This is a genomic window from Streptomyces sp. NPDC058289, assembly GCF_042880975.1.
GTDB lineage: Bacteria > Actinomycetota > Actinomycetes > Streptomycetales > Streptomycetaceae > Streptomyces > Streptomyces stoeckheimensis.
In genome coordinates, this window is the sequence record NZ_JBHVYI010000006.1 from 19,560 (window position 1) to 44,094 (window position 24,535).

At 71.1% G+C, this 24,535-nt stretch carries 22 protein-coding genes and 1 pseudogene; 14 read left to right on the forward strand and 9 right to left on the reverse strand.

From position 1 onward, the window contains the following. Window positions 1-2: 2 nt before the first annotated feature. Together ACFVX6_RS04305 and ACFVX6_RS04310 are read right to left on the reverse strand one after the other, a co-directional pair. Window positions 3-986 (reverse strand): NAD-dependent epimerase/dehydratase family protein, encoded by a 984-nt coding sequence (locus tag ACFVX6_RS04305; protein WP_389687784.1) that lies wholly within the window; start codon window positions 984-986, stop codon window positions 3-5. A gap of 275 nt (window positions 987-1,261) precedes the next feature. Beyond that, window positions 1,262-1,438 (reverse strand): hypothetical protein, encoded by a 177-nt coding sequence (locus tag ACFVX6_RS04310; protein ID WP_250741880.1) that lies wholly within the window; start codon window positions 1,436-1,438, stop codon window positions 1,262-1,264. 312 nt (window positions 1,439-1,750) lie between these two features. Here ACFVX6_RS04310 and ACFVX6_RS04315 point away from each other — a divergent pair, with 312 nt between their 5' ends. Further along, window positions 1,751-2,113: a hypothetical protein gene (locus ACFVX6_RS04315; protein WP_389688007.1), complete on the forward strand. Its 363-nt coding sequence runs from the start codon at window positions 1,751-1,753 to the stop codon at window positions 2,111-2,113. A gap of 80 nt (window positions 2,114-2,193) precedes the next feature. Here ACFVX6_RS04315 and ACFVX6_RS04320 read toward each other — a convergent pair whose 3' ends face one another. Continuing rightward, complete coding sequence (locus ACFVX6_RS04320; RefSeq protein WP_389687785.1) at window positions 2,194-3,681, reverse strand: SDR family NAD(P)-dependent oxidoreductase; 1,488 nt, start codon at window positions 3,679-3,681, stop codon at window positions 2,194-2,196. Between the two features lie 201 nt (window positions 3,682-3,882). Between ACFVX6_RS04320 and ACFVX6_RS04325 the strand changes: the two are divergent. Further along, window positions 3,883-4,656 (forward strand): annotated as a pseudogene (locus tag ACFVX6_RS04325) (DMT family transporter); the annotation flags it as partial. Window positions 4,657-4,794: 138 nt separating this feature from the next. Here the strand turns inward: ACFVX6_RS04325 and ACFVX6_RS04330 are convergent. After that, entirely contained in the window at window positions 4,795-6,048 is a 1,254-nt protein-coding gene (locus ACFVX6_RS04330) for a transglycosylase family protein (protein ID WP_389687790.1), read from the reverse strand. Window positions 6,049-6,254: 206 nt separating this feature from the next. On the opposite strand from ACFVX6_RS04330, the gene gndA reads away from it, so the two are divergent. Continuing rightward, on the forward strand, window positions 6,255-7,700 hold the full coding sequence (gene gndA, locus ACFVX6_RS04335; RefSeq protein WP_389687795.1) for an NADP-dependent phosphogluconate dehydrogenase: 1,446 nt from the start codon (window positions 6,255-6,257) through the stop codon (window positions 7,698-7,700). A 307-nt stretch (window positions 7,701-8,007) separates the two neighbouring features. On the opposite strand, the gene ACFVX6_RS04340 is transcribed toward gndA, so the two are convergent. The 5 genes from ACFVX6_RS04340 to ACFVX6_RS04360 form a co-directional block, all read right to left on the reverse strand. Further along, window positions 8,008-8,634, reverse strand: a complete 627-nt coding sequence (locus ACFVX6_RS04340) for an aspartate/glutamate racemase family protein (RefSeq protein WP_389687797.1) — start codon at window positions 8,632-8,634, stop codon at window positions 8,008-8,010. 8 nt (window positions 8,635-8,642) lie between these two features. Then, complete coding sequence (locus tag ACFVX6_RS04345; protein WP_389687799.1) at window positions 8,643-9,005, reverse strand: GNAT family N-acetyltransferase; 363 nt, start codon at window positions 9,003-9,005, stop codon at window positions 8,643-8,645. Between the two features lie 14 nt (window positions 9,006-9,019). Further along, the gene (gene panD, locus ACFVX6_RS04350; RefSeq protein ID WP_389687801.1) at window positions 9,020-9,439 is read right to left on the reverse strand and encodes an aspartate 1-decarboxylase; all 420 of its coding nucleotides are present in this window, start codon (window positions 9,437-9,439) and stop codon (window positions 9,020-9,022) included. Window positions 9,440-9,567: 128 nt separating this feature from the next. Beyond that, window positions 9,568-11,151 (reverse strand): carbohydrate-binding protein, encoded by a 1,584-nt coding sequence (locus ACFVX6_RS04355; RefSeq protein WP_389687803.1) that lies wholly within the window; start codon window positions 11,149-11,151, stop codon window positions 9,568-9,570. 385 nt (window positions 11,152-11,536) lie between these two features. After that, entirely contained in the window at window positions 11,537-12,718 is a 1,182-nt protein-coding gene (locus tag ACFVX6_RS04360) for a hypothetical protein (RefSeq protein ID WP_389687805.1), read from the reverse strand. 190 nt (window positions 12,719-12,908) lie between these two features. On the opposite strand from ACFVX6_RS04360, the gene ACFVX6_RS04365 reads away from it, so the two are divergent. The 11 genes from ACFVX6_RS04365 to ACFVX6_RS04415 all read left to right on the forward strand — a co-directional run bounded on the left by ACFVX6_RS04365 (window position 12,909) and on the right by ACFVX6_RS04415 (window position 24,509). Further along, window positions 12,909-13,733, forward strand: a complete 825-nt coding sequence (locus ACFVX6_RS04365; RefSeq protein WP_389687807.1) for an NAD-dependent epimerase/dehydratase family protein — start codon at window positions 12,909-12,911, stop codon at window positions 13,731-13,733. Window positions 13,734-13,871: 138 nt separating this feature from the next. Further along, on the forward strand, window positions 13,872-14,528 hold the full coding sequence (locus tag ACFVX6_RS04370; protein ID WP_389687809.1) for a GntR family transcriptional regulator: 657 nt from the start codon (window positions 13,872-13,874) through the stop codon (window positions 14,526-14,528). A gap of 2 nt (window positions 14,529-14,530) precedes the next feature. Further along, the gene (locus ACFVX6_RS04375; RefSeq protein WP_389687811.1) at window positions 14,531-15,433 is read left to right on the forward strand and encodes a dihydrodipicolinate synthase family protein; all 903 of its coding nucleotides are present in this window, start codon (window positions 14,531-14,533) and stop codon (window positions 15,431-15,433) included. Then, window positions 15,430-17,151, forward strand: coding sequence for an L-arabinonate dehydratase (gene araD / locus ACFVX6_RS04380; protein ID WP_389687813.1), 1,722 nt, complete (start codon window positions 15,430-15,432; stop codon window positions 17,149-17,151). Before ACFVX6_RS04375 ends, araD begins: the two co-directional genes overlap by 4 nt. Window positions 17,152-17,227: 76 nt before the next feature. Beyond that, the gene (locus ACFVX6_RS04385) at window positions 17,228-18,133 is read left to right on the forward strand and encodes a carbohydrate ABC transporter permease (RefSeq protein ID WP_389687815.1); all 906 of its coding nucleotides are present in this window, start codon (window positions 17,228-17,230) and stop codon (window positions 18,131-18,133) included. Continuing rightward, window positions 18,130-18,957 carry a carbohydrate ABC transporter permease gene (locus ACFVX6_RS04390; RefSeq protein WP_389687817.1) on the forward strand — a complete coding sequence of 276 codons (828 nt, stop codon included), beginning with the start codon at window positions 18,130-18,132 and terminating at the stop codon, window positions 18,955-18,957. Before ACFVX6_RS04385 ends, ACFVX6_RS04390 begins: the two co-directional genes overlap by 4 nt. After that, complete coding sequence (locus ACFVX6_RS04395; protein ID WP_389687819.1) at window positions 18,954-20,129, forward strand: Gfo/Idh/MocA family protein; 1,176 nt, start codon at window positions 18,954-18,956, stop codon at window positions 20,127-20,129. Before ACFVX6_RS04390 ends, ACFVX6_RS04395 begins: the two co-directional genes overlap by 4 nt. Then, a complete protein-coding gene (locus tag ACFVX6_RS04400; RefSeq protein WP_389687821.1) occupies window positions 20,126-20,965 on the forward strand; it encodes a PmoA family protein in 840 nt (279 codons plus the stop codon). The genes ACFVX6_RS04395 and ACFVX6_RS04400 overlap by 4 nt, the downstream gene beginning before the upstream one ends. A gap of 93 nt (window positions 20,966-21,058) precedes the next feature. Then, window positions 21,059-22,399 (forward strand): ABC transporter substrate-binding protein, encoded by a 1,341-nt coding sequence (locus ACFVX6_RS04405; protein WP_389687823.1) that lies wholly within the window; start codon window positions 21,059-21,061, stop codon window positions 22,397-22,399. After that, window positions 22,396-23,217, forward strand: a complete 822-nt coding sequence (locus tag ACFVX6_RS04410; RefSeq protein WP_389687825.1) for a rhamnogalacturonan acetylesterase — start codon at window positions 22,396-22,398, stop codon at window positions 23,215-23,217. The genes ACFVX6_RS04405 and ACFVX6_RS04410 overlap by 4 nt, the downstream gene beginning before the upstream one ends. 2 nt (window positions 23,218-23,219) lie before the next feature. Then, window positions 23,220-24,509: a polysaccharide lyase family 1 protein gene (locus tag ACFVX6_RS04415; RefSeq protein ID WP_389687829.1), complete on the forward strand. Its 1,290-nt coding sequence runs from the start codon at window positions 23,220-23,222 to the stop codon at window positions 24,507-24,509. Window positions 24,510-24,535 lie beyond the last annotated feature (26 nt).

The window sequence follows — 24,535 nt, forward strand, 5'->3', positions numbered from 1 at the left end:
GGTCAGGGGCCCAGGAGCGCCGCCTCCTGTTCCGCGCTCATGCCCGGGGAGGGCCGGTCGGGGCGCTGCGGGGCGACCCCACCGAGCTCCTGGAGCCAGGCCCAGGTGTCGGCGACGGTCTCCTCGACCGGGCGGCACTTCAGGCCCGCCGCGAGCGCCTTGGTCACGTCCGCGCCGTACATGTAGTCGTGCATCTCGCCCTCGGGCACCCAGGCCGGCAGTTCGGTCCAGGGCTGTACGCCCGCCTCCTCGATCCGGGACGGATCGGTCCAGCGGAGCTCGACGCCGCCGCCGGTCACCTTCGCGCAGGCTTCCAGGAAGCTGCCCATCGTGGCGTGGCCGGTCGGGGAGACCAGGTTGTAGGGGCCGCCGTGCCCGGCCTCGGCGGCGTCCAGGGTCCAGTGCGCGAGATCGCGCACGTCCACGTACTGGAGCGGGAGGTCACTCGGCCCGGGGGCGGGCAGCGGGCCGCCGCGCGCCGTGCGGTTCAGCCACCAGGGCAGCCGGCCCACGTTCTCGTACGGGCCGAGGATGAGCCCGGCGCGGACCAACAGGGCACGGTCGCCGAAGGCGTCCACGGCTGCGATCTCGGCGCCGCGCTTGTCCTCGGCGTAGGCGACGGAGTCCGCGTCGGGCGAGCCGTCGACGAGCGGGCCGTCCTCGCCCATGCACGCGGGGGCGGGGTAGGCGTGCACGGACCGGCTGGATATGTACACGTACCGTCCGACACGGCCGGCCAGCAGGCGGGCGCTGTCGCGCACGGCGGTGGGGGCGCCGCCCCAGGTGTCGACGACGAGGTCCCACTCCCCTTCGGCGAGGGCGTCCAGGCCTCCGGGGGCGGTGCGGTCCCCGTGCACGGCCGTGGTGCCGGGCGGGGGCGCGTGGTGCCCGCGGTGGAAGACCGTGACGTCCCAGCCGCGGTCCAGGGCGTCTTCGGTGATCGCGCGCCCGACGAATTCGGTTCCACCCAGCATCAGTAGCTTCATGCAGGTCAGCCTGCCCCGGACCGGTGGTGCGCGGAACCCTTGATCGCCCACAGCGATGACGCCCACGGCGTACCGGTCGCGGGAACTTACGGGCCCCGTCGGGCGTGGTCGAGGACCTCACGGGCGACCCCTGGCGGTCCGTCAGGAGCCGGGAGACATCGCGATATCAGGGGAGCCTCAGGGGCGTCTCAGGGTGAAGCACTGACCACCGCACGCCGCCGCCCGCCGTCCCGGGCAATCACCCCGGGGCGACGGGCGGACCTCACCGTACGCGTCTAGTCGATGCCGGGCAGGATGTGCGGCTCCGCGAGGTCGTCCTCGTAGCCGGCGAGGCGGATGGGAGCGGACCGGGCCCAGACCTCCAGGTTGCCGAGCGTCTCGGGGCGCTTGCTGCTCCGCGACCCCGTCCGTTCCCTGGGCGCCTGGTCTGTGGTCGTCAGTTCTGGTGTCACCGCGCACTCCTTTGTGTCGCGTAACCCGGCGGGCGAACCGCGCGCCGGTGCGGGAAGAGAAGGTTTCCGGACGCGGTGGCGCCTTGGTGGAGCGAGGGCCCGTGTGGGGCTCTCATGGCGATCAGAGTACACATATGAGCGCACCCCCGCTCGATGGAATAGTAAAATCCACTCCGGACAGCTTGCTTTCGCCACGAGTTCATCACCTTGCACGTCGGCGCGTCGCATACGGCTGATCTGCTCGACGGCGCCATACGGGTGATACACGGTCGGGCGACGGAAGGAACGACAGTGGCGAAGTCCGAGGTGCCGGTGGTCGTCGGAAGCGTCGGGGAACTGATGGACCTGCTGCGGAACGGGCACGGCGACGGCCATGGCCTGCGGGTCGCCGCGCTGCTGCGCCGTTCGCACCCCTTCGACAAGGAACTGCAGGTCGCGGGGCTGCTGATCGACCACCCGGCGGAGACGATCCGCCCCCTGCTGGGCGAGCGGGTGGCCCGGCTCCTACGGCTCCACGGGCCCGGCGCACCGGCCCCCGGGCCCGACCCCGACGCGGAGTCCCTCGGTCACGCGGCCGAAGCGGGCCGCTCCGCAGGCCCGGACGCGGGCGTGCTGGAGGACTGGCGCCCGGTGCTGGAACTGGTCGCGGCGGGGGCCTACGGCCGCACGGCCTGAACGCGGAACGCCCCCGGCCGCTCTTGGGAGAGGGACCGGGGGCGCTCGGTTGACGCGGGGCGACCGCGAAGACGTGCGGCCTACCAGTTGGCGGGTGCGTAGTCCTTGAGGAAGACGCCGTACAGGTCCTCGCCGAGCTCGCCGCGGACGATCGGGTCGTAGACCCGGGCCGCGCCGTCGACCAGGTCGAGGGGGGCGTGGAAGCCCTCCTCGGCGAGGCGGAGCTTGTCGAAGTGCGGGCGCTCGTCGGTGATCCAGCCCGTGTCGACCGAGGTCATCAGGATCCGGTCGGTCTGGAACATCTCCTGGCCGCTGGTCCGCGTCACCATGTTCATGGCGGCCTTGGCCGCGTTGGTGTTCGGGTGTCCCGCACCCTTGTAGCCGCGGCTGAAGACGCCCTCCATCGCGGATACGTTCACGATGTACGCCCGCCCGCCGTCCGACTTCCGGGCCGCCTCGGCCATGGCAGGCCGGAGCGCGCTGATCAGGATGAACGGCGAGGTGTAGTTGCACAGCTGGGTCTCGAGCAGCTCCACCGGGGAGATCTGGTCGATGGTCTGCACCCAGGTGTTGCTGTCGACGACATCGGGCAGCAGGCCGCCCGCGTCGATGGCGGTTCCGGCGAGGTGCCGCTCCAGGCTGGCATTGCCCGCGACCAGGGCCAGGTCGGCGACCTTCTGCGCCTCGAGCCCGCTCACGCCGATGGGCAGGGCCGCCAGGCCGTCGACCGCGCCGGAGTTGAAGGCGCCGATGACGTGGTGGGCGGGAAGCTCGCCGGCCGGCAGCGGGGCGCCCTCCGCCTCGACCAGCGCCGCGTAGGCGGACGGCAGGCGGCGTACGGTCTGCGTCGCGTTGTTGATCAGGATGTCGAGCGGACCGGCCGCGGCCACCTGGTCGGCGAGCTCCACGGCCTGGGCCGGATCGCGCAGGTCGATGCCCACGACCTCCAGGCGGTGCATCCAGTGCGCCGAGTCCTCCATCGCCTTGAAGCGGCGGATGGCGTCCTTGGGGAAGCGGGTGGTGATCGTGGTGTGGGCGCCGTCGCGCAGCAGCCGCAGCGCGATGTACATGCCGATCTTCGCGCGGCCGCCGGTGAGCAGCGCGCGCTTGCCGGTGAGGTCGGCGCGGGCCTCCCGCTTGGTCCGGTTCACGGTGGCGCAGTCCTGGCAGAGCTGGTGGTAGAAGTAGTCGACCTCGACGTAGCGCGCCTTGCAGACGTAGCAGGAGCGAGGTCGCTGGAGGATTCCGGCGATCCGTCCGGCCTCCGTGACCGAGGAGGGCAGCAGGCCCTCGGTCTCGTCGTCGATGCGTTCGGCGGAGCCGGTCGCGGTCGCCTCGGTGACGGCCTTGTCGTTGGCCGTCTTGGCGGCGCGGCGGTCCTGACGGCGGCGCTGCTTGACCGTCCGGTACAGACCGGCGGTGGCGCGGCGCACGGTGATCGCGTCCGGGTGGTCGACGTCGATCTTGTCGAGCTCGTCGAGCACGCTCAGGCAGAGGGCCAGGCGGTCGGGGTCGATACCCGGCCCGAAGGCGTGGCCCTGCTCCTGGCTGTCTTCGGTCACCGTCATACCCGCTGTCGTTCCTTGATCAGTCGTCCGCGTCCGCCGGCTGCGGAAGTCCCCAAAAGGGCTAGTGTACGGATCCCTCGCGCGGGAAGACAAACGCACTCCCCCGCTCCCGGCTACTGCGTTCGGAGTACGCCCCAGGGCGTACCCGTCCCCGCCTCTAGGGGGAGGAATACCTCTCCCGACTCGGGCATTGTGACTTTTATGAGTGCCCTAGCCTTTTCGGTCCTGCTGTGCCTGGTGTCCGCCGTGGCGTATGCGGCCGGAGCGATCGTCCAGGAGCGGGTCGCGTCCGGTGTGACGGGCGGGTCCTACGCGCCGGTGCGCCGGCCCGCCTGGTACGCCGCGATCGCGCTGAACGGCCTCGGGGCCCTGCTGCACGTGGTGGCGCTCGCGTACGGGCCGCTGAGCGTGGTGCAGCCGCTCGGGGCCCTCACCATCGTCTTCGCGCTCCCGATGGCGGCCGTGTTCGTACGGCGTCGGGCGGGGGCCGCGGCCTGGCGCGGGGCCGTCCTGGCCACGGCCGGGCTGGCCGGGCTGCTGGCCCTGACGGGCGGGGGCGGGCGGCCCGAGCAGTCCCTGTCGGGCGGGGAGCAGAGCATGCTCCTGGCGGCGACCGGGGCCCTGGTGTCCGTGCTGTTCCTGGCCGCTCGCCGGGTGCGGCGGGTCACCGCGCACAGCGTGCTGCTGGCCACGGCGGCCGGGGCCGCCTTCGGGATGGCGTCGGTGTTCACGAAGGCTGTGGCGGAGAGCTTCGCCCCGGACGCGCTGGTCACCCTGTGGCCGGAGCTGACCGCGATCGCCGCGCTGGCCACCACCGGACTGCTGCTGTCGCAGGCGGCCTACCGCGGCGCCGGGCTGACCGCCCCGCTGGCCACCGTGACGGTGGCCAACCCGGTGGTCGCGGCGGCGGTCGGCATCGCGCTGTTCGACGAGGGCTTCCGCTACGGGGCGGTCGGCGTCGCCGCGGCGCTGGTGAGCGCGGCCGCGGCGGCGACCGGGCTCGTCCTGCTCACCCTCGCGCCCCGGGACGGGCGGGTGCCCGTCCCGTCGGGACCGGCGCCGGCTGTGGCGCCGGCTGTGGCCGAGACCCCGGCTTCCGCCGCGGCCCCGGTTTCAGATGGCCACTCCGTGGGCCCGCAGGTACTTCAGCGGGTCGATGTCGGTGCCGTAGCCGGGTCCCGTGCGCATCTCGAAGTGCAGGTGCGGCCCGGTCACGTTGCCCGTAGAGCCGGAACGGCCGATCCGCTGTCCGCCGGTGACCGCCGCGCCGGCTTTGACCGAGAGCGCCGAGAGGTGCGCGTACTGGGAGTACCGGCCGTCGGCGTGCCGGATGACGACCTGGTACCCGTACGCACCGGCCCAGCCCGCTGAGACGATCTGCCCGCTGCTGACGGCCTTGACGGTGGTGCCGGTGGCCACCGGGAAGTCGACGCCCGTGTGGTAACCGCTCGACCAGGACGAGCCCGCGACGTGGTAGGCGGTGCCCAGGCCCGCGTCGACCGGCGCGCTGAAGGCTCCTGAGGGGGCCTGGGGCTTTTCCGCGGGCTTCTCGGCAGGTTTTTCGGCCGGTTTCCTACCGGCCTGCTCGGCGGGCTTCGCCGGTGCCACGGGCTTCACGGGTTCGGCCGTGCGCGGCGGCTTCTCCGGGTTCGGCGCGGGCGGCGCGGCCGGTGCCGCGGTCACGCGCAGGGTGAGTCGCTGCCCGGGGAAGATCAGGTCCGGATCGCCGCCCACGACGGCCCGGTTGGTCTCGTACAGGGACTGCCAGCCGCCCTCGACGTGCTGCTCGGTGGCGATCGCCGACAGCGAGTCGCCGGGGGCGACGACGTAGGGGTTGGGCAGGACGGAAGTCCCGGTCGGGCGGGGCGTCGTGCCCTGGGGGGCGGCCTGCGGAGCCGCCTTGGGAGCGGCCGGTGCCACGGCCTTCGGAGCCGCCGCCTTCGCGGGACCCGTCGCCTTGCCCTGAGCGCCGAGAGCGGGCGCGGGGCCGCTGCGGCTGAGTCCGGCCTGCTTCCCGCAGACCGGCCAGGCTTGCGGCCCCTGACCCTTCAGCACCTTCTCGGCCACGGCGATCTGCTGTTCCTTGGTGGCCAGATCGGCGCGAGCTGCGTACGCGGTTCCGCCGAAGGCGCGCCAGGTGCTCTGGCTGAACTGGAGTCCGCCGTAGTAGCCGTTGCCGGTGTTGATGTGCCAGTTGCTCGTGGATTCGCAGGCGGCGACCTTGTTCCAGGTGTCCACCGAGGCGGCGTGCGCCGCTCCCGCTCCGATCAGGGGCAGCGCGATCCCGGCTCCGCCCGCGGTGACGACGAGCGAGGCACGGTTGATGCTGCTCGGCTGATACCGGCGGTGCCGGCCCCGTACACCCATGGGAGCCCCCATCGAAGACATCAGGAGCCTCGCAACCTAACGCCACGACCGGAGCATGACAAGGCGCACAACACGACGCATTCGAGCGGAAGTTGATTTCCCGCCGAATGTAGGTCGCCGGTAAGGATCTCCGTCGGGGTAGCGTCGGGTTCCTGCATTCCTCCGCACATCGAATGCACTGTCGACGCACTCAGGAGCGCACGCACATGACCAGCAGCACGGCCCAGATCGGAGTCACCGGACTCGCGGTGATGGGCAGCAACCTCGCCCGCAACTTCGCCCGCAACGGGTTCACCGTCGCCGTCCACAACCGCACCACCGCCAAGACCACGGCGCTCGTGGAGGAGTTCGGCCACGAGGGCTCCTTCGTGGCCGCCGGGAGCGCGAAGGAGTTCGTGGACGCGCTGGAGCGCCCGCGCCGTCTGATCATCATGGTGAAGGCCGGCGAGCCGACCGACGCGGTGATCCGCGAGTTCGCGCCGCTGCTGGAGCCGGGCGACGTGATCATCGACGGCGGGAACGCCCACTTCGAGGACACCCGCCGCCGCGAGAAGGAGCTGCGCGAGCAGGGCCTGCACTTCGTGGGCGTCGGCATCTCGGGCGGCGAGGAGGGCGCGCTGCTCGGCCCCAGCATCATGCCCGGTGGTTCCGAGGAGTCGTACGCCTCGCTCGGCCCGCTGCTGGAGAAGATCTCCGCCAAGGCCGCCGACGGCACGCCCTGCACCTCGCACGTGGGCCCCGACGGCGCCGGGCACTTCGTGAAGATGGTGCACAACGGCATCGAGTACGCCGACATGCAGCTGATCGCCGAGGCCTACCACCTGCTGCGCGAAGTGGCCGGCTACTCCCCCGCGAAGATCGCCGAGACCTTCCGCGCCTGGAACAAGGGCCGGCTGGACTCGTACCTGATCGAGATCACCGCCGAGGTGCTCGCGCACACGGACGCCGCGACCGGTCTGCCGTTCGTGGACGTGGTCGCCGACGCCGCCGAGCAGAAGGGCACCGGCCGCTGGACCGTGCAGATCGCCCTGGACCTGGGCGTGCCGGTGTCCGGGATCGCCGAGGCGGTCTTCGCCCGCGCGGTTTCGGGCCACGGCGAGCTGCGTACGGCCGCGCGAGGTCTTGCGGGACCGCAGGCCGCGCCGCTGTCCGCCGCGGCGGCGGACGCCTTCGCGGCCCGGGTGGAGCAGGCCCTGTACGCCTCGAAGATCGTCTCCTACACGCAGGGCTTCCACCAGATCCAGGCCGGCAGCGAGGAGTACGGCTGGGGCGTGGACCCGGGCGCCGTGGCCTCGCTGTGGCGCGGCGGCTGCATCATCCGCGCCGCGTTCCTGGACCGGATCCGGGCCGCGTACGACGCCCGGCCGGAGCTGCCGAGCCTGCTGGCGGACGCCGGCTTCGCCGACGAGATCGGCGCCGCGCAGGAGGACTGGCGCGAGGTGCTGGTGGCGGCGGTCCGCCAGGGCATCCCGGTGCCGGCCTTCGCGGCCTCGCTGGCGTACTACGACGCCCTGCGCTCGGAGCGGCTCCCGGCGGCCCTGACCCAGGGCCAGCGCGACTTCTTCGGGGCGCACACCTACCGGCGCACCGACCGCGAGGGCTCGTACCACACGCTGTGGAGCGGAGACCGCTCCGAAGTCCGTACGGCCTGACGCGTACGGCCTGACGCAACCGTACGGGCCGACGCGGCCGTCCGCGTCGACCCGGCGGCTGCGCGTCAGCTCGGCGACTCCGCGTCAGCCGCTCCGCATCAGCTCAGCGGCTGCGGAGCGGGCGACGGAGCGGGGCCGGGCGGCGGCGGAACCGGGTCGGGTTCGGGCACCGGACCCGGTGTCGGCGGCTCGGGCCGGGGCAGCGGCGCCGGATCGGGGAAAGGATTCGGCAGCGGGACCGGGTCGGGGACGGGAGGCTGTGTCATACCTCCAGCCTCCCCCGGTCCCGGTTCCGGCGCCCGCCGGACTACTGCCCCAGAGCGGCCGCGAGGCCGGACGCGGGGCTGGACAGGACCGGCACGGCGGTGGTGACCAGGGCCTGCGCGCCCGCCATGGATACCTGGGCGAGGACGATGACATCCGTGTCGGTGCCGGCGACCGCGTCAGCCGCCTCGGCCACGAGCCGGAGGCAGCCGGCTTCGTCGCCCGCCGCGAAGCGGTCCCAGGCCCCGTCGACCACCCGGGTACGGACCGACACCGGCCGGCCCGCGCGCACGGCCTCCTCCTCCAGCAGCTCCGCCGTCGGGGCCAGCGTCGACTCCACCGTGGCCAGTACGAGGATCCGCGCCCCGGTACGGACCGCGGCGGCCGCCAGCGGGCGGTCGACGCGCAGCACCGGGACTCCGAGCTCCCCGGCCAGCGCCTCGGCGACGGCCCCGATCGAGGAGCAGGTGACCAGGACGGGCCCCTCGGAGCCCGCCAGCAGCTCCCGCACGGCCGGAGCCTGCGACGCGGGCCCCAGCGCACGGGCCCGTTCCAGCAGCTCCGGCACCACCAGGTGGCGCAGGACGGCGCCCGAGTGGTGCCGGTCGCGCAGGGCGTCGAAGACCGGCACGTGCACGGGCGAGGTGTGCAGCAGGGTCAGGCCCGGCACGGACGGCGTCACCACAGGTCGGAGTCCGAGTCGAGCTGCGCCTTGGCCGCGGCCACCACCCCGGCCGGCGCCTCGGGCGCCTGCTCGGGGTGTTTGGCGGCCCAGCCGGCGGCATACGGGCAGAGTGGGACGACGGGTACGCCCTCGTCGGCCGCGATCCCGTAGAAGGTCCTCACCAGGTTCCCGGCGATCCCGCGGCCCTCGTGCCCCGGCTCGACGACGGTGTGGACCGCCACGAGGGCGTGGGGGGCCTCGGCGAGCACGAAGTAGGCGATGTAGCCCACCACCGCCCCGTCCTCGACGGCCAGCAGCCGCCCGGCCGCGCGGTCGTCCACGAGCTTGATCGCTTCGCTCGACCCGGTCTGCGACATCGTCCCGACTCCCCTCAGACAGCCACCGCGTGGGGGCTGCGCTCCTGGTCCGTTCCCGGAACCGGGGCGGAAGGATCCGCACCCAGCTCGATGATGCGGTTGTCGCCGTCGACGTGGACGACGCGCGGCTCGAACGCGCGCGCCTCGGCGTCTTCCATCTGCCCGTAGCTGATGAGGATGACCAGGTCACCGGGGTGCACGAGGTGCGCGGCAGCCCCGTTGATCCCGATGACCCCCGAGCCGCGCTCGCCCTTGATGACGTACGTCTCCAGCCGCGCCCCGTTGGTGATGTCCACGATGTGCACGAGCTCGCCGGGCAGCAGGTCCGCCGCGTCGAGGAGATCGGCGTCGATGGTCACGGACCCGACGTAGTGCAGGTCGGCCTGGGTGACGGTGGCCCGATGGATCTTGGACTTGAACATGGTGCGAAGCATGCAAAACTCCCGATATGTCTGCTCCCTGCCTGCTTCACGCAGGTCAAGGGCGGTCTGCGGAGCCTACAACGATTCGCATGTCCGGTCAGCCCCCCACCACCGCCCACCCGGGCCTGTGACGCGATGAGCTAGGGAGATGCCGGCGCGCCGCCGAAAGTGACGGCGAGCCGGCCGTCGGCGGCGAAGGACCAGCCCAGGGCACCGGCACGGGAGGAGCACCGGGATCCGTTGGAGCCGGACCAGAACTGGTTCGAGCTGTCGGCGTCGCCGATGGTCCTGTCGTTCGTTCCGCTGCCGCTGCGGCACGAGACGTTGTTGCGGAACACAGAGGTGCCGTCGTCGAACGAGTAGTTGCGCTGGGCGTTGTCGATGCTGACGTTGTCCGACACCGACATGGTGCCGGGGTTGCTGTTGTAGGTGAACCCGTGATTGCCGTTGCGGTAGGCGATGCTGCGCCGGACGACGTGGTCGACCTTGATGTCCTCTCCGCCCAACTTGTAGCCGTTGCGGTCACCGTTGGAGTTCACGGTGCCGTCGGAGAGGGTGCCGTTGCCGTAGGCGAGAGAATCCTCGATGGTGACCGGACCGATGGGGCCGGTGTCGGTCTTGGTGTAGAGGTCCCAGCCGTCGTCGATGTTGTTGTGGGACACGGCGTAACGGAAGACGTTCCCGGGACCGACGGTCAGCTTCGCCGCGAAGCCGTCGGCGTCCTCACCGTCGGAATCGGCGTTGTCGTGCGACTCCGCGCTCAGAACGAGGTTGTTGGAGGGCCACTGGTCGCGCGGGGTGGTGGAGGCCATCCGCGAGAGCTGCAGCCCGGTGTCCCGGTTGAAGCGCGTCACCGTGCGCTCGAAGACGTTGTTGCTGCCGCCGACGAAGATCCCGTTGTCGCCGGCGCGTTCGACGACGATGCCCTTGACGTGCCAGTACGACCCGTTCACGGCGAGCCCTCGGTTCGCCGGGTCCTCGGTCATGGCCGAGAAGTTCAGCACCGGCTGCTCGCCCGGGTAGGCGGACAGCTGCGTGCGGGCACTCGACGTCCCGTTCCTGCCCTGCGGGATGGTGATCGTCTGGGAGTAGCGGTACGTCCCGCCGCGCAGATAGATCGTTCCACCGGCTGGCACGCGACTGATCGCCGAGGTGAGCGTCGTCGGGGCCGATTGCGTCCCGGCTGCACTGTCGCTGCCGTTCGGCGCCACGTACAGCGCGGTGCCCGTCGGTGGCGGGGTGCTGTCGTCCGCCTCGACGTCGAGGGAGTCGATGTTGGGCAGGCCGGCAGAGGCGGTGGGGCTGAGCCGGATGGTGTTGCTGCCCGGCACAAGGGGCACCGCGAGCGTGTTCGTCGCCCATGTCGCCCAGGTGCCGGTGCTCTCGAACGCTGCCGATGCGGCCGCCGAGCCGTTCACCGTGACGGCCGCCGGCCTTGCGGTGGTGGTCCCGTTGGCGAAGCGGACCTTCAGCGTCGCCGTACCCGAGGTGGGGGCGTTGACCGTGAACTGAGCGTAGGCACCGACCGCGTTGGTCCCGTTGCAGAAACCGCTGCCGGAGTAGCCGGCCCAGTCGGAGTCGATGGTGCCGGTGCAGAACGCGGGCGAGCTCTCGGCCTCGTAGCGGACGGGGGCGGCTGCGGCCGTGCCACCGGGCAGCGCCACGAACGCGCCGACCGCCAAGGCGGCGCAGGCAAGTAAGGACAGGGAGGATCTCGGATTCATGGGGGGTCTCGTTCCTTCTCCGTGGTCGCCTGCATACAGGCATGACAGTGCGCGGCTCTCGACCGAGAAACAGAAAGCGCTTGCTCCACAGGGGATGACCCCGGGCGTCAATGAAGGTGAAGAATGAGGCTGTTCACTGGCCCTTGCGCCCCTCCGCAGCCCCTTCACAGGACATGGCATGCGGTTCTCTCGATGAGATACAGAAAGCGCTTACTACCCTACGGAGATGACATGCTCACGTCAATGCGCATTCCTTCTCGTTGAGCAGGAAGCCCGTGGGCCGGGCAGTCTCCTGCGGCGAGCGGGAACGATTCCGCGGGTCGGCGCGCCCGGCCCGCGCGGGGTCGCCCGTACGGCACCCCGCGCCCGCCCGAGTTCCTACGGCTCACGCGCTCCGCAGGGCGGCGACGAGGTTGCGCAACCGGTCGAGGCCCGCCGGCGGGACCAGGCCGAGGTGGTAGAGGTGCGCCTCGCTCAGGCCGGCGGCCACCTGTCGGGCGGCCAGTGCGCCGAGGCCCTCCTCGTCAGCGGGCAGGGTCTCGGGACGGAAGTAGCCGCCGACGGCGGTGGCGGGTGGAGCCAGATCACGGAGGGCGGCAACCACACCTCCGCCGGAGGCGGAGTCGGAGTCGGCCTCGGAGTCGACCGCCCAGCAATTGGCGACCACCGCGTCGATGCCCTCGGTCACGGTTGACCCGACGGGCGCGAAGGCCCCGGTGGCCCAGGGGGACACGGAGCCGTGCACGGTGATGCGGATGCCGGGCACGGCGGTTCGCGCGGTGGCGACCAGGCGGGCGTGCAGGGCGGAAGCGGATGCGTCTGCGCACGCTCGCAACGCGGTGGCCACATGCGCCCCGAGGGCTTCCTCGGGACTCTTCGGCGGCGGCTCCGTCGACCCGAGCGCCGCACGGACCTGAGCTGCGACGCGTTCGGGATCGAGGCCCGACGCCCGCTGGAGGCGAAGGCAGGAGGCACAGAAGCACAGGGAGAGCAACTGCCGCTGGACGGGGGTCCACTGGGCGAACTCGGTCTTGTCATGATGGCCGCCGTGATCCACTCCCAGCGGCCCGGCGGCTTCCAGGATCAGGCCGTCGGCCTCACCGAGCAAGGCGACCTCGCGCACGAGGGTCGCGCAGTAGTCGGCGACCTGGGGTGCCTGCGGGCACAGGGCGTAGGGGTACGGCTCACCGAAGGCATTGCGCCGTACGAGGTCCGGATTCTCGCGCCCCAGCGCGCTGTTGTGGGTGAGGACGGTCCATGCGGCGACCCGTAGCCCCGCCGTGACGAGAGCCTTCCGGGCCACGGTGAAGGAGTCGGGTTCCGTCCAGCGGGGAACCCGGGGCACCAGTCTCACGCCTCGCCAGGCGGCGGGGCGGACCGGGAGGTAGCAGGCGGCGTACTCGGCGTCCACCAGCCGGTGGCGCGGGTGGAGCGGGGTGGCGGCTCGGGTGCTGTGGTAGTTCGCCGCGACGGCCACGGTCTCCACGCCGACCTCGCGCGCCCGCTCGGCGGCTGCGGGATCACCGGCGAAGTCCCAGGGGTACGCGTATCCGGTCGCCGTCACCATCGGAACCTCACCGCCTGTGTGTGGATTCGGGAATGTTCAGACCTATGAACTCTGGTCATGGCCATGAACGTTGCGAACAGTAGGCACCCGCTCGAGACATCGTCAAGCATTGCCCCCGCCTGGGCGCCCACCGTCGGCGATCTTCAGAAACGCCCTTCCTCGCGTTCACGTATGTGACTACGTTCTCCGCATGGAGACCTCACACACGCGTACGCCCCAGACCGTTCTGCTCACCGGCGCGGCCGGGGGTGTCGGCACCCTGATGCGGGAGCTGCTGCCCGGTTACGGATACCGGCTCCGGCTGCTCGACCTGGTGCCGGTCGACGGCGCACCGGACGCGATCGTCGCCGACCTCGCCGACCGCGAGGCGCTGCGGGAGGCCGTCCGGGGTGTCGACGCGATCATCCATCTCGCGGGGATATCCCTGGAGTCCACCTTCGAAAGGGTACTGGCCGCCAACGTCACCGGCCTGCACCACCTCTACGAGGCAGCCCGCGAGGAGGGGGTGCGCCGCATCGTCTTCGCCTCCAGCAACCACGCCGTCGGCTTCACCCCGCAACCGAGCGGGGACGACCCGCTGATCCCCGTCGACACCCCGCGCCGGCCCGACAGCTTCTACGGCTTGTCCAAGTGCTTCGGCGAGGATCTGGCCCAGCTCTACTGGGACCTTCACGGCATCGAGACCGTATCGGTGCGGGTCGGCTCGTGCTTCCCCGAGCCGACCACGGTCCGGATGCTGTCGATGTGGCTGAGCCCCGCCGACTGCGCACGGCTCCTCCACGCGGCGCTCAGCGCCGAGGGCGTCGGGCACACGGTCGTGTACGGCTCCTCCGCCAACACCCGGGTGTGGTGGGACCTTTCCTCGGCACGGGCCATCGGTTACGAACCGCAGGACGATTCGGAGCGGTTCGCGCAGCGGCTCATCGCCCAGCAGGGAGTCCCGGGCGAGGGCGACCCGGACGGCCTGTACCTGGGCGGCCGCTTCTGCACCGACCCACCGCGCTGGCCGCACTGACGGTCGAGGCCGCGCAGTAAGCGCTTTCCACGACTCGTGCGCGAAGCATTGACGAAACACCAACTGCGGCTTAGCTTCTCGTCATTGCTCTTCGTACATCATATATGAGACGCGATACACGAGATCTGAGAGTGCGTCATGGCCTTCGCCCCGAGCCCCATCCCATCCCGCACCCAGTACGTCCTGGAGGCGATCAAGCACGACATCCTCACCGGAACCCTGAGTCCCGGTCAGGCCCTGGTCGAAACCGAACTCGCCGCCCACTTCGGGGTGTCCAAGACCCCGGTCCGCGAGGCGCTCAAGACCCTCGCGGGCACCGGGCTCGTCGTGGTGAGCCAGTACAAGGGCGTCACCGTGCGCATGGTGGACGCCGACATGGCCCGAGAGGTGTACGACGTACGACTGCTCCTGGAACCCGAGGCGGTCCGCCGCACGGTGGCCGCACGCGCTCCGCTCGACGCCGCGCACGAGGCGCTGCGGCGGGCCGCCGGAGCCGAGGATCCGGCGGAACGCTCGCTCGCCAACCGGGAGTTCCACCGGGCCCTCTACCTGCCCTGCGGCAACCCTTTGCTCGGCCGGATGCTCGACGAGGTCCGCGACCAGGCCGCCCTCGTCTCCACCGTCGCCTGGGCCGCCGTCCCTTCCTGGGAGCGCGAGGCCGCCGAACACGAGGAGATCCTGCGCCTCGCCGCCGCCGGCGACGCGGACCTGGCCGGCCGGGCCGTCCACGACCACATCGCCTCCTTCGTCCAGCGCGCCTTCCCCCAGGACGCCCACCCCCAGGACAGCGAGTGACCATGACGTTCGAGACCCTGAGGACCGCACTCGCCGATGTCGTGGCCATCCCGGTCACGCCCTTCACCGCCGCGGGCGATCTGGACACCGACGCGCACCGCACGCTGCTTCGCCGCCTGATCGACGGCGGGGTGCGCACGCTCACTCCGAACGGGAACACCGGCGAGTTCTATGCCCTGACACCCGAAGAACGCTTCCGGGTGACGGAGTTGACGATCGAGGAGGCGGGCGAGAACGCCGCGGTCCTGGTCGGTGTGGGTCACGACGTGCCGACGGCGGTCGCGGCGGCCCGGCACGCACGCGCCAGCGGAGCACCGATGCTGATGGTGCACCAGCCCGTGCACCCGTACGTCTCCGAGGACGGCTGGGTCGACTACCACCGGGCCATCGCCGAGGCCGTGCCCGAACTCGGCATCGTCCCCTACATCCGCAACCCGCAGCTGAGCGGCGTGCGGCTCGCGGAGCTGGGCGACGCCTGTCCGAACGTGGTCGGCGTGAAGTACGCCGTCCCGGACGCGGCCCGGTTCGCCGGCTTCGCCCGTGACGCGGGGCTGGAGCGCTTCGTCTGGGTGGCGGGACTCGCCGAACCGTACGCCCCGTCCTACTTCGCGGGAGGTGCGACGGGCTTCACCTCCGGCCTGGTCAACGTCTGCCCCGCACTCTCCCTGGAGATGCTGTCCGCCCTGCGGGCCGGCGACTACCAGGGCGCCATGAAGGTGTGGGAGCGGATCCGCCGCTTCGAGGAGTTGCGGGCCGCCAACGGCAGCGCCGACAACGTCACCGTCGTCAAGGAAGCCCTCGCCTCGCTCGGTCTGTGCCGGCGCGACATCCGCCCGCCCAGCCGCGAGCTGCCCGTATCCGCCCGCGCCGAGGTTGCCGCGATAGCCGCCGGATGGCGGACATGAGCCGGCGACCCGACCAGTTGCGCAGCCACCAGTGGTACGGGACGGACGGACTGCGCTCGTTCAGCCACCGCGCCCGCACGCGCCAGCTCGGCTACCTCCCCGAGGAGCACATGGGCAAGCCGGTGGTGGCGGTCCTCAACACCTGGTCCGACATCAATCCCTGCCACGTCCATCTCCGGGACCGCGCGCAGGCCGTGAAGCGGGGTGTGTGGCAAGCCGGTGGCTTCCCGCTCGAATTCCCGGTGTCCACTCTCTCCGAGACCTTCCAGAAGCCGACGCCGATGCTCTACCGCAACCTCCTCGCGATGGAGACGGAGGAGCTGCTGCGCTCCTATCCGGTCGACGGCGCGGTTCTCCTCGGCGGCTGCGACAAGTCGACCCCGGCGCTGCTGATGGGCGCGGCCTCGGTGGATCTGCCGACCGTCTTCGTGCCGGCCGGGCCGATGCTGCCGGGCCACTGGCGGGGCGAGACTCTCGGTTCCGGCACCGACATGTGGAAGTACTGGGACGACAAGCGGGCGGGCCTGATCGGGGACTGCGAAATGGCCGAGCTGGAGAGCGGGCTGGCCCGCTCCCCCGGCCACTGCATGACGATGGGCACGGCGTCCACGCTGACCGCCGCCGCCGAGACCCTCGGAGTGACCGTGCCGGGCGCCTCCTCGATCCCGGCGGTCGACTCGGGCCACGACCGGATGGCGGCCGCCTCGGGGATGCGGATCGTGGAGCTCGTACGGCAGGACCGGCGGCTGTCCACGATCTTGAGCCGGGAGGCGTACGAGGATGCGGTCGCCGCCGTCCTGGCGCTCGGCGGGTCGACGAACGCGGTCATCCATCTGATCGCCATGGCCGGCCGTTCGGGGGTGAAGCTCACGCTGGACGACTTCGACCGCATCGCGCGGACCGTTCCGGTGCTGGCCGACCTCCGCCCCGGCGGGCGGTTCCTCATGGAGGACTTCCACTTCGCCGGCGGCATGCCCGCATTCCTCTCCCGGCTCACCGACGTGCTGCACCTCGACCGGCCGACCGTCTCCCACGACACGCTGCGGGAACAGCTCGACGGCGCCCGCGTGCACAACGACGAGGTGATCCGGGAGCGCGAACGGCCGCTCGCGCCCGAGGGTGGGGTCGCGGTGCTGCGCGGGAACCTCTGCCCGGACGGCGCGGTCATCAAGCACATCGCGGCCGAACCGCACCTGCTGAAGCACACCGGCCCGGCAGTGGTGTTCGACGACTACCGCACGATGCAGCGGACCATCGACGACCCGGCCCTCGGGATCACCGCGGACCATGTGCTCGTGCTGCGGGGCTCCGGGCCGAAGGGCGGACCGGGGATGCCGGAGTACGGGATGCTGCCGATCCCCAAGTACCTGCTGGAGCAGGGCGTACGGGACATGGTTCGGATCTCCGACGCCCGTATGAGCGGCACGAGTTACGGCGCGTGCGTGCTCCACGTGGCGCCCGAGTCGTACGTCGGCGGGCCGCTCGCCCTCGTCCGCACGGGCGACACGATCACCCTCGACGTCGAGACGCGCACCCTTCATCTGCACCTCGCCGAGGACGAGTTGGTGCGCCGACGAGAGGCATGGACCCCGCCGCCGGTCCGCTACGAGCGCGGCTACGGGGCGCTCTACACCGAGCAGATCACCCAGGCCGACACCGGATGCGACTTCGAGTTCCTGGCCCGGCCCGGGGCGACTCCCGACCCCTACGCGGGCTGATTCCTTCGCGCGACCGGCACGACCGGCACGACCGGCGCGTCCGCCTGCCCGAAACACCGAGAACGGAGCCACCGTCATGGCCTCAGCTGTGACCCGCCGCACGGGAGCAACCCCCCGCCGACTGCCGTACCTGCTGATCGCCCCCGCCGCGCTGCTGATGCTGGGCTTCATCGCCTATCCCGTGCTCAGCGTCTTCTACTACAGCCTTCAGGACTACAACCCCACCAAGCCCTGGCGGAACGGCTTCGCCGGCTTCGACAACTTCACGCGGATCTTCACCGACGACCCGCACTTCTGGGGGACGCTGACCTTCAGCGCGAAGTGGGTCGCCGTCGAGGTGAGCCTGCAGCTCCTGTTCGGCCTGGCCCTCGCGCTGATCGTCAACCAGACGTTCGCGGGCCGCGCCCTGGGGCGGGCGCTGGTGTTCTCCCCGTGGGCGGTCTCCGGGGTGCTGACGTCGGCCATCTGGGTGCTGCTCTACAACTCCCAGACCGGGGTGACCCGTTACCTCCCGGACATGGGAATCGGCGAGTACGGCACGTCCTGGCTGTCCGACACCTCCACGGTCTTCTCCGCGGTGGTCGTCGCCGACCTGTGGCGCGGCGTCCCCTTCTTCGCGATCCTCATCCTCGCCGACCTCCAGTCCGTACCTAAGGATCTGTACGAGGCCGCCGAGGTCGACGGGGCCGGCCGGCTGCGGCAGTTCCTCCACATCACGCTTCCGCACCTCAGGGACGCGATCATCCTGTCCACCCTGCTGCGGGCGGTGTGGGAGTTCAACAACGTGGATCTCCTCTACACGCTCACCGGCGGCGGCCCCGCGGGCGAGACGACCACGCTGCCCCTCTACATCGCCAACACCAGTGTCGACGCCCACAACTTCGGATACGCCTCCGCCCTCACGACGGTGGCGTTCACCATCCTTCTCTTCTGCTCGATGGTCTATCTGCGCCTGAGCAAGTTCGGAGGCGACAGCAAATGAGACGGCGACGCGCCTGGGACGAGGTCCCCCGGTGGCAGATCTACCTGCCGCTCGGCATCTATCTTCTCTTCACCCTGATCCCCTTCTACTGGATCCTGCTCTTCGCACTGCGGCCGGCAGGCTCCACCGCACTGGTGCCGTGGCCCATGACCACCGAGCACTTCGAGAAGGTGTGGACCGAGCGGGGCTTCGCCACCTTCTTCCAGAACAGTCTGCTCATCGGCCTCGCGACCCTGGTGATGACCACGGTGATCGCGCTCGCCGGGGGCTACGCGCTGGCCCGCTTCGACTTCCGGATCAAGCAGGGCTTCATGCTGGCCCTGCTGTGCTCCCAGTTCGTGCCGGGCGCGCTGCTGCTCGTACCGCTGTTCCAGACCTTCGCCAGTCTGCGGATGATCAACTCGCTGGGCAGCGTCATCATCGCGGAGACGGTCTTCCAGCTCCCCTTGTCCATGATCCTCATCAGCGGCTTCATCAAGAACGTGCCGTACTCGCTGGAGGAGGCCGCCTGGGTGGACGGCTGCAACCGCTTCGGCGCGTTCCGCATCGTCGTCCTGCCGCTCCTGCGGCCCGGTCTGGTCGCCGTCGGCTCCTTCGCCTTCGTCCACGCCTGGAACCACTTCCTCTTCGCGCTGATGTTCCTCAGCAGCCAGGAGAAGCAGACCATCCCGGTCGGCCTGAACACCCTCATGGGCGCGGATAGCGTCGACCTGGGCGCGCTCGCCGCGGGTGGAGTGATCGCGGCGGTGCCCGTCGTGATCGTGTTCGCCTTCATCCAGAGGTGGCTGGTCACCGGCTTCAGCGCAGGGGCGGTGAAGGGATGAGCAACGCCTCCGGCACCCTACGCACCCCCGTGCCCGTGGTCCTGGCGGGCGCACGCGGCCACGGCCGTTCGCACCTGCTCAACATCCATCGGCTCGAACACCTCGGCCTGGTCCGCCTCGTCGGCGTCTGCGAGCTGCAGCCGCTCACCGCCGGCGAGTTGGAGGGGTTCGGCGCCCCGGAGCAGTCCTCGGACCTCGACTCGCTGCTGGCCTCGACCGGGGCCGGGATCGCCGTGCTGTGTACGCCGATCCAGACCCACACCGATCTGGCCCTGACCGCCGCCCGCCACGGCGCGCACATCCTCCTGGAGAAGCCCCCGGCACCGTCGTACGCGGAGTTCCGCCGGATGGCGGACGCGGTCGCGGCGGCCGGCGTTTCCTGCCAGATCGGCTTCCAGTCCCTCGGCTCGCATGCCGTCGCGGCCATCAGGCGGCTCATCGAGGAGGGCGAGATCGGCGAACTCCTCGGGGTCGGCGCGGCCGGCGCGTGGGTCCGTGACGAGGCGTACTTCCGGCGTGCGCCCTGGGCCGGTCGCCGGCGCCTGCACGGCGTCGACGTCGTCGACGGGGCCCTGACCAACCCGCTGGCCCACGCCGTCGCCACCACGCTGGCCCTCGCCGGGAGCACGCGGGCCGAGGACGTCGAGTCCATCGAGGCCGAGCTCCTGCGCGCCAACGCCATCGAGTCCGACGACACCTCCTGCGTCCGGATCGTGACCACGGCCGGCACCCGGCTCACCGTCGCGGCGACCCTGTGCGCCGAGACGAACTCCGAGCCGTACGTGGTGGTTCACGGCAGCCGGGGCCGCATCACCTTCTGGTACCGGCAGGACCGGGTGCTGCTCCAACGGGCCGGGCACGGTCCGGAGGAGACCGTCCACGGCCGGACCGATCTCCTGGAGAACCTCGTCGGCCATGTGACGGACGGCGAGGGACTGTACGTACCGCCCGAGGAGACCGGCGCGTTCATGCGGGTCGTGGAGGCGATCCGGCTGGCGCCCGATCCCGTGGCGCTGCCGGCCGCGTACTGGCACACCGAGCCGGGCCGGGACACGCCGCGCCGGGTCGTCGACGGGATCGACGCACTCGTCGACAGGAGTGCCCACACGCTCGACCTCTACTCCGAACTGGGCGCCCCCTGGACGCTGCCGACCAGGGCGGAGACCCGATGAACGCGACGCTCGTCCTGCGCTGCGCCGGCCGCCCGGTGGCGCACTACACGGCCGGCCCGGTCCTGGCGCGGGACCACTCTCCCCGGCCCTACCTGCATCCGGTCACCACCTTGGCGGGGGTCCCCGTCACCGAGCTGATGCCCGAGGACCACCCGCACCACCTCGGCGCGGGCGTGGCCGTGCCCGATGTGGCGGGCCACAACTTCTGGGGCGGGCGCACCTTCGTACGCGACCGGGGGCCGACCGCGCTCGACAACCACGGCGTGCAGCGGCACGACGGCTTCACCCGCCTCGACCGGGACGGGTTCGTGGAGGAGCTGAGCTGGACGGCCGGTGGCCGGGTGCTCCTGCGCGAGCGCCGGACCGTGGTGACGGCGGCACTGAGCGACTCGGCCTGGGCCCTGGACTTCACCTTCTCGCTCACCGAGGCGTCGGGACAGGACCTGTCCTTCGGCAGCCCGGCCACCAACGGACGGCCGGGCGCGGCCTACGGCGGCTTCTTCTGGCGCGCCCCCAAAGAGGCTGCGGACCCGGTCGTCTTCAGCGCGGACGCTGACGGCGAGGAGGCCGCGCACGGCTCCCGTTCCGAGTGGGTCGCTCTGTCCGGCCGGGGCTGGACCCTGGTCTTCGCCGGCGCGACCGAGGAGACCCGGCGCGACCCGTGGTTCCTGCGCGCCGCCGAGTATCCGGGCGTGGGTTCCTCCCTCGCCCCTGACCGGCGGCTGGCCGTCGCGGCCGGAGCGAGCGTCGTACGGCGGGTGGTCACCGTGGTGGCCGACGGCCGTCTGGGGCGGGCAGAGGCCGCGGCGCTGGTGTCCAAGGCGGTCGCGGCATGAGCCGTACCGCGCCCCGGCCGTGATCACCCCGCTCCGCATCACCCCGTCCCCCTTCACACACCCCCGAGAGACCCTGAGAGAAGAGAGCCGACGATGACCAGTTTCCGTCAAGGACGACGCAGAGCTGTCTGCGCCCTCGCCCTGACCAGCGTGCTCGTCCTGACCGCCACCGCCTGCGGAGACGACGGCAGCGGCGCAGCGGGCGACAAGGGCGGCGAGGGTTCGGGCAAGGGAGAGATCACCTTCTGGGACAACAACGGCGGTGTCCGCACCGACGTCTGGAAGGCGATCATCGCGGACTTCGAGAAGCAGAACCCCGAGATCAAGGTGAACTACGTCGGGATCGCCTCGACGGAGGTGCAGTCCAAGTACGACACGGCCATCCAGGGCGGCGGCCTGCCGGATGTCGGCGGCGTCGGAGCGGCGATGCTCGCCGGGATCGCCGTGCAGAACGCCTTGGAGCCGCTCGACGCCCGCGTCGACGGCAGCGCGCTCAAGGGCAAGCTCAACGCGGGAATGGTCGAGAGCGTGAAGTCGGCGGGGGGCAAGGACAAGCTCTTCACCGTTCCCACCTCCGCCAGCAACGGTGTCCTCTACTACCGCACCGACCTGTTCGCGGCGGCCGGCCTGCCGGCGCCCGACACCTGGTCCGCGTTCTACGCGGCGGCCGACAAGCTGACCCGGAAGGACGCGAACAAGTTCGGCTACACCATCCGCGGCGGTGCGGGATCCATCGCCCAGGCGCTGGACGCCATGTACGGCCAGAGCGGGGTCACCGGCTTCTGGGACGGTGACAGGACCACGGTCAACGACCCCAGGAACGTCGCCGCGTTGGAGAAGTACGTGGGGCTGTTCAAGAACAACACCCCGGCGGCCGACGTCAACAACGACTTCACCAAGATGGTCGCCCAGTGGGACAGCGGCGAGATCGGCATGGTGAGCCACAACCTGGGCTCGTACAAGGACCATGTGAAGGCACTCGGTACGGAGAAGTTCCGGGGCGTCCCGAACCCGACCACCGACGACGGCACCCGCGTGCAGGTCTCCCACCCGGTCGACGGCCTCGCCCTCTTCTCGTCGAGCAAGAACAAGTCGGCTGCCTGGAAGTTCATCGAGTTCGCCGCCTCGCACGCCTCCAACAGCAAGTGGAACGAGTCGGCGGGCGCGATCCCGGCCAACACCGAGGCGGCCCAGGACCCCTGGATCCAGAAGGCCGAGCCGACCAAGCTCGCCGCCGAGGCCCTCTTCAGCGGCAAGGCCACGATCGTGCAGCTGCCGTACTACCTGCCCGACTGGAACACCATCTCCAAGGCCGACAACGAGCCCGCGTTCCAGAAGGTCCTGCTCGGCAAGTCCACGTCGAAGGAGTTCCTGGACAGCCTCGCCGAGCAGCTGAACACGGCGCAGGCCGAGTGGAAGACCCAGAAGAAGTGACCCTCACCCGCCGCCGGGCGGTCACGGCCGGGGCAGGGCTCGCGCTCGCCCTGGCCGCGACCCCCGCCGTGACCGCGACCCCCGCCGCGGCCGTCCCCCGAGGAAGAGGGCGCGGGCGCACCCTCTACATCGCCGGTGACTCCACGGCAGCGCAGAAGTACGCCGACGCCGCCCCGGAGACCGGCTGGGGCATGGCCCTGCCCTTCTTCCTGCACCGGGGCGTGACGGTCGCGAACCACGCGGTCAACGGCCGCAGCACCAAGAGCTTCATCGACGAGGGCCGGCTGACCGCGATCCTGGACGTGATCCGGCCCGGAGACCTCCTGCTGATCCAGTTCGGCCACAACGACCAGAAGACCACGGACCCGACGCGCTACACCGAGCCCTGGACCACCTATCAGGACAACCTGGGCCGGTTCGTCGACGGCGCGCGTGCGTGCGGAGCCCTGCCGGTCCTCGCCACCTCCGTCGAGCGCCGCAGGTTCGACGCCGAGGGCACCGCTCTGCGCACCCACGGGGAGTATCCGGCCGCGATGCGGCAGGTGGCCGCGGAGGAGGACGTCGCCGTCATCGATGTCCAGGAGCAGTCCCTGGCCCTCTGGCAGGAGCTCGGCCCGGAGACCACGAAGACGTACTTCAACTGGACGGCGACCGAGCAGGACAACACCCACTTCAACCCGCCGGGCGCGATCGCCGTGGCCCGGATGGTCGCCACCGGGCTCCTCCACACCCGCGCCCTCGCAACGGGCGACACCCGCCGCACCGAAGAGGAAGTCCCCGCGCAATGGATCACCTGGCCCGATTCCGAGGAGAGCTGAGCATGCGACCCACACGAACATGGGCGGTGGGCGCCACCGCCCTCGTCCTGAGCCTCACCGGTCCCACGACCGCCGCGCACGCCGGACCCGCGGCGCCCGACCTCGCCCGTCAGGTTCTTCCGGCCGGTGACGGCTGGGCGTCCGACGGTACGGGAACCAGCGGCGGCGCCGCGGCCGCTGCCTCCCGCGTCTTCACCGTCACCACCTGGGAGGAGTTGCGTGCGGCGCTCGCCGTCGCGGGAACCGAGCCGCGGATCGTCAAGGTCGTGGGCACGCTGAACGCCACGGCCGCCGGCTGCGCGGCCTTCGAGGCTCCCGGGTACGACTTCGAGGCGTACCTCGCCGCCTACGACCCCGCGGTCTGGGGACACGACACCGAGGTCAGCGGGGAGCAGGAGGATCTGCGCGCCGCCTCGGCCAAGGCGCAGGGGAAGGCCATCAAGGCGTACGTCCCCGCCAACACGACGATCGTCGGCGTCGGCAGGAACGCCGGCATCACCGGCGGCAGCCTTCAGATCCAGGGCGTCGACAACGTCGTCGTCCGCAACCTGACCGTGGAGAGCCCGCTCGACTGCTTCCCGCAGTGGGACCCGACGGACGGGGCGACGGGGGCGTGGAACTCCGAGTACGACAGCGTGGTCGCGTACGGCTCCACCCATGTGTGGATCGACCACAACACGTTCACCGACGGGGCCCACCCGGACAGTTCCCTGCCCTCGTACTACGGCGAGCCCTACCAGCAACACGACGGCGAACTGGACATCGTGCGCGGCGCCGACCTGGTCACCGTCTCCTGGAACGTCTTCGCCGACCACGACAAGACCCTGATGATCGGCAACAGCGACAGCGCGGGTGCCACCGACCGCGGCAAACTGCGTACCACCCTCCACCACAATCTCTTCAAGAACGTCGTCGAACGGGCGCCGCGGGTCCGCTTCGGCAAGGTCGACGCCTACAACAACCACTTCGTGGTGCCCGGTGCGGACTACGCCTACAGCCTGGGCATCGGAATCGAGTCCCAGCTCGTCGCCGAGAAGAACTCCTTCACGCTCGCCGAGGGCGTCCAGGCCGGCACGATCCTCAAGAAGTGGAAGGACGCCCCGGTCACCACTGCGGGCAACCTCGTCAACGGTGCGCCGCTCGACCTCCTCGCGGTCCACAACGCCCAGTTCCCCGGAGAGATCCTGCGCGCCGACGCGGGCTGGACGCCGTCCCTGCGCACCCGGGTCGACGTGCCGCAGGCCGTGCCCGCCCTCGTCGACCGCCGCGCCGGCGCGGGCCGACTCTGCTGACGTTCCGGACGCCTCTTCCTCTCCCC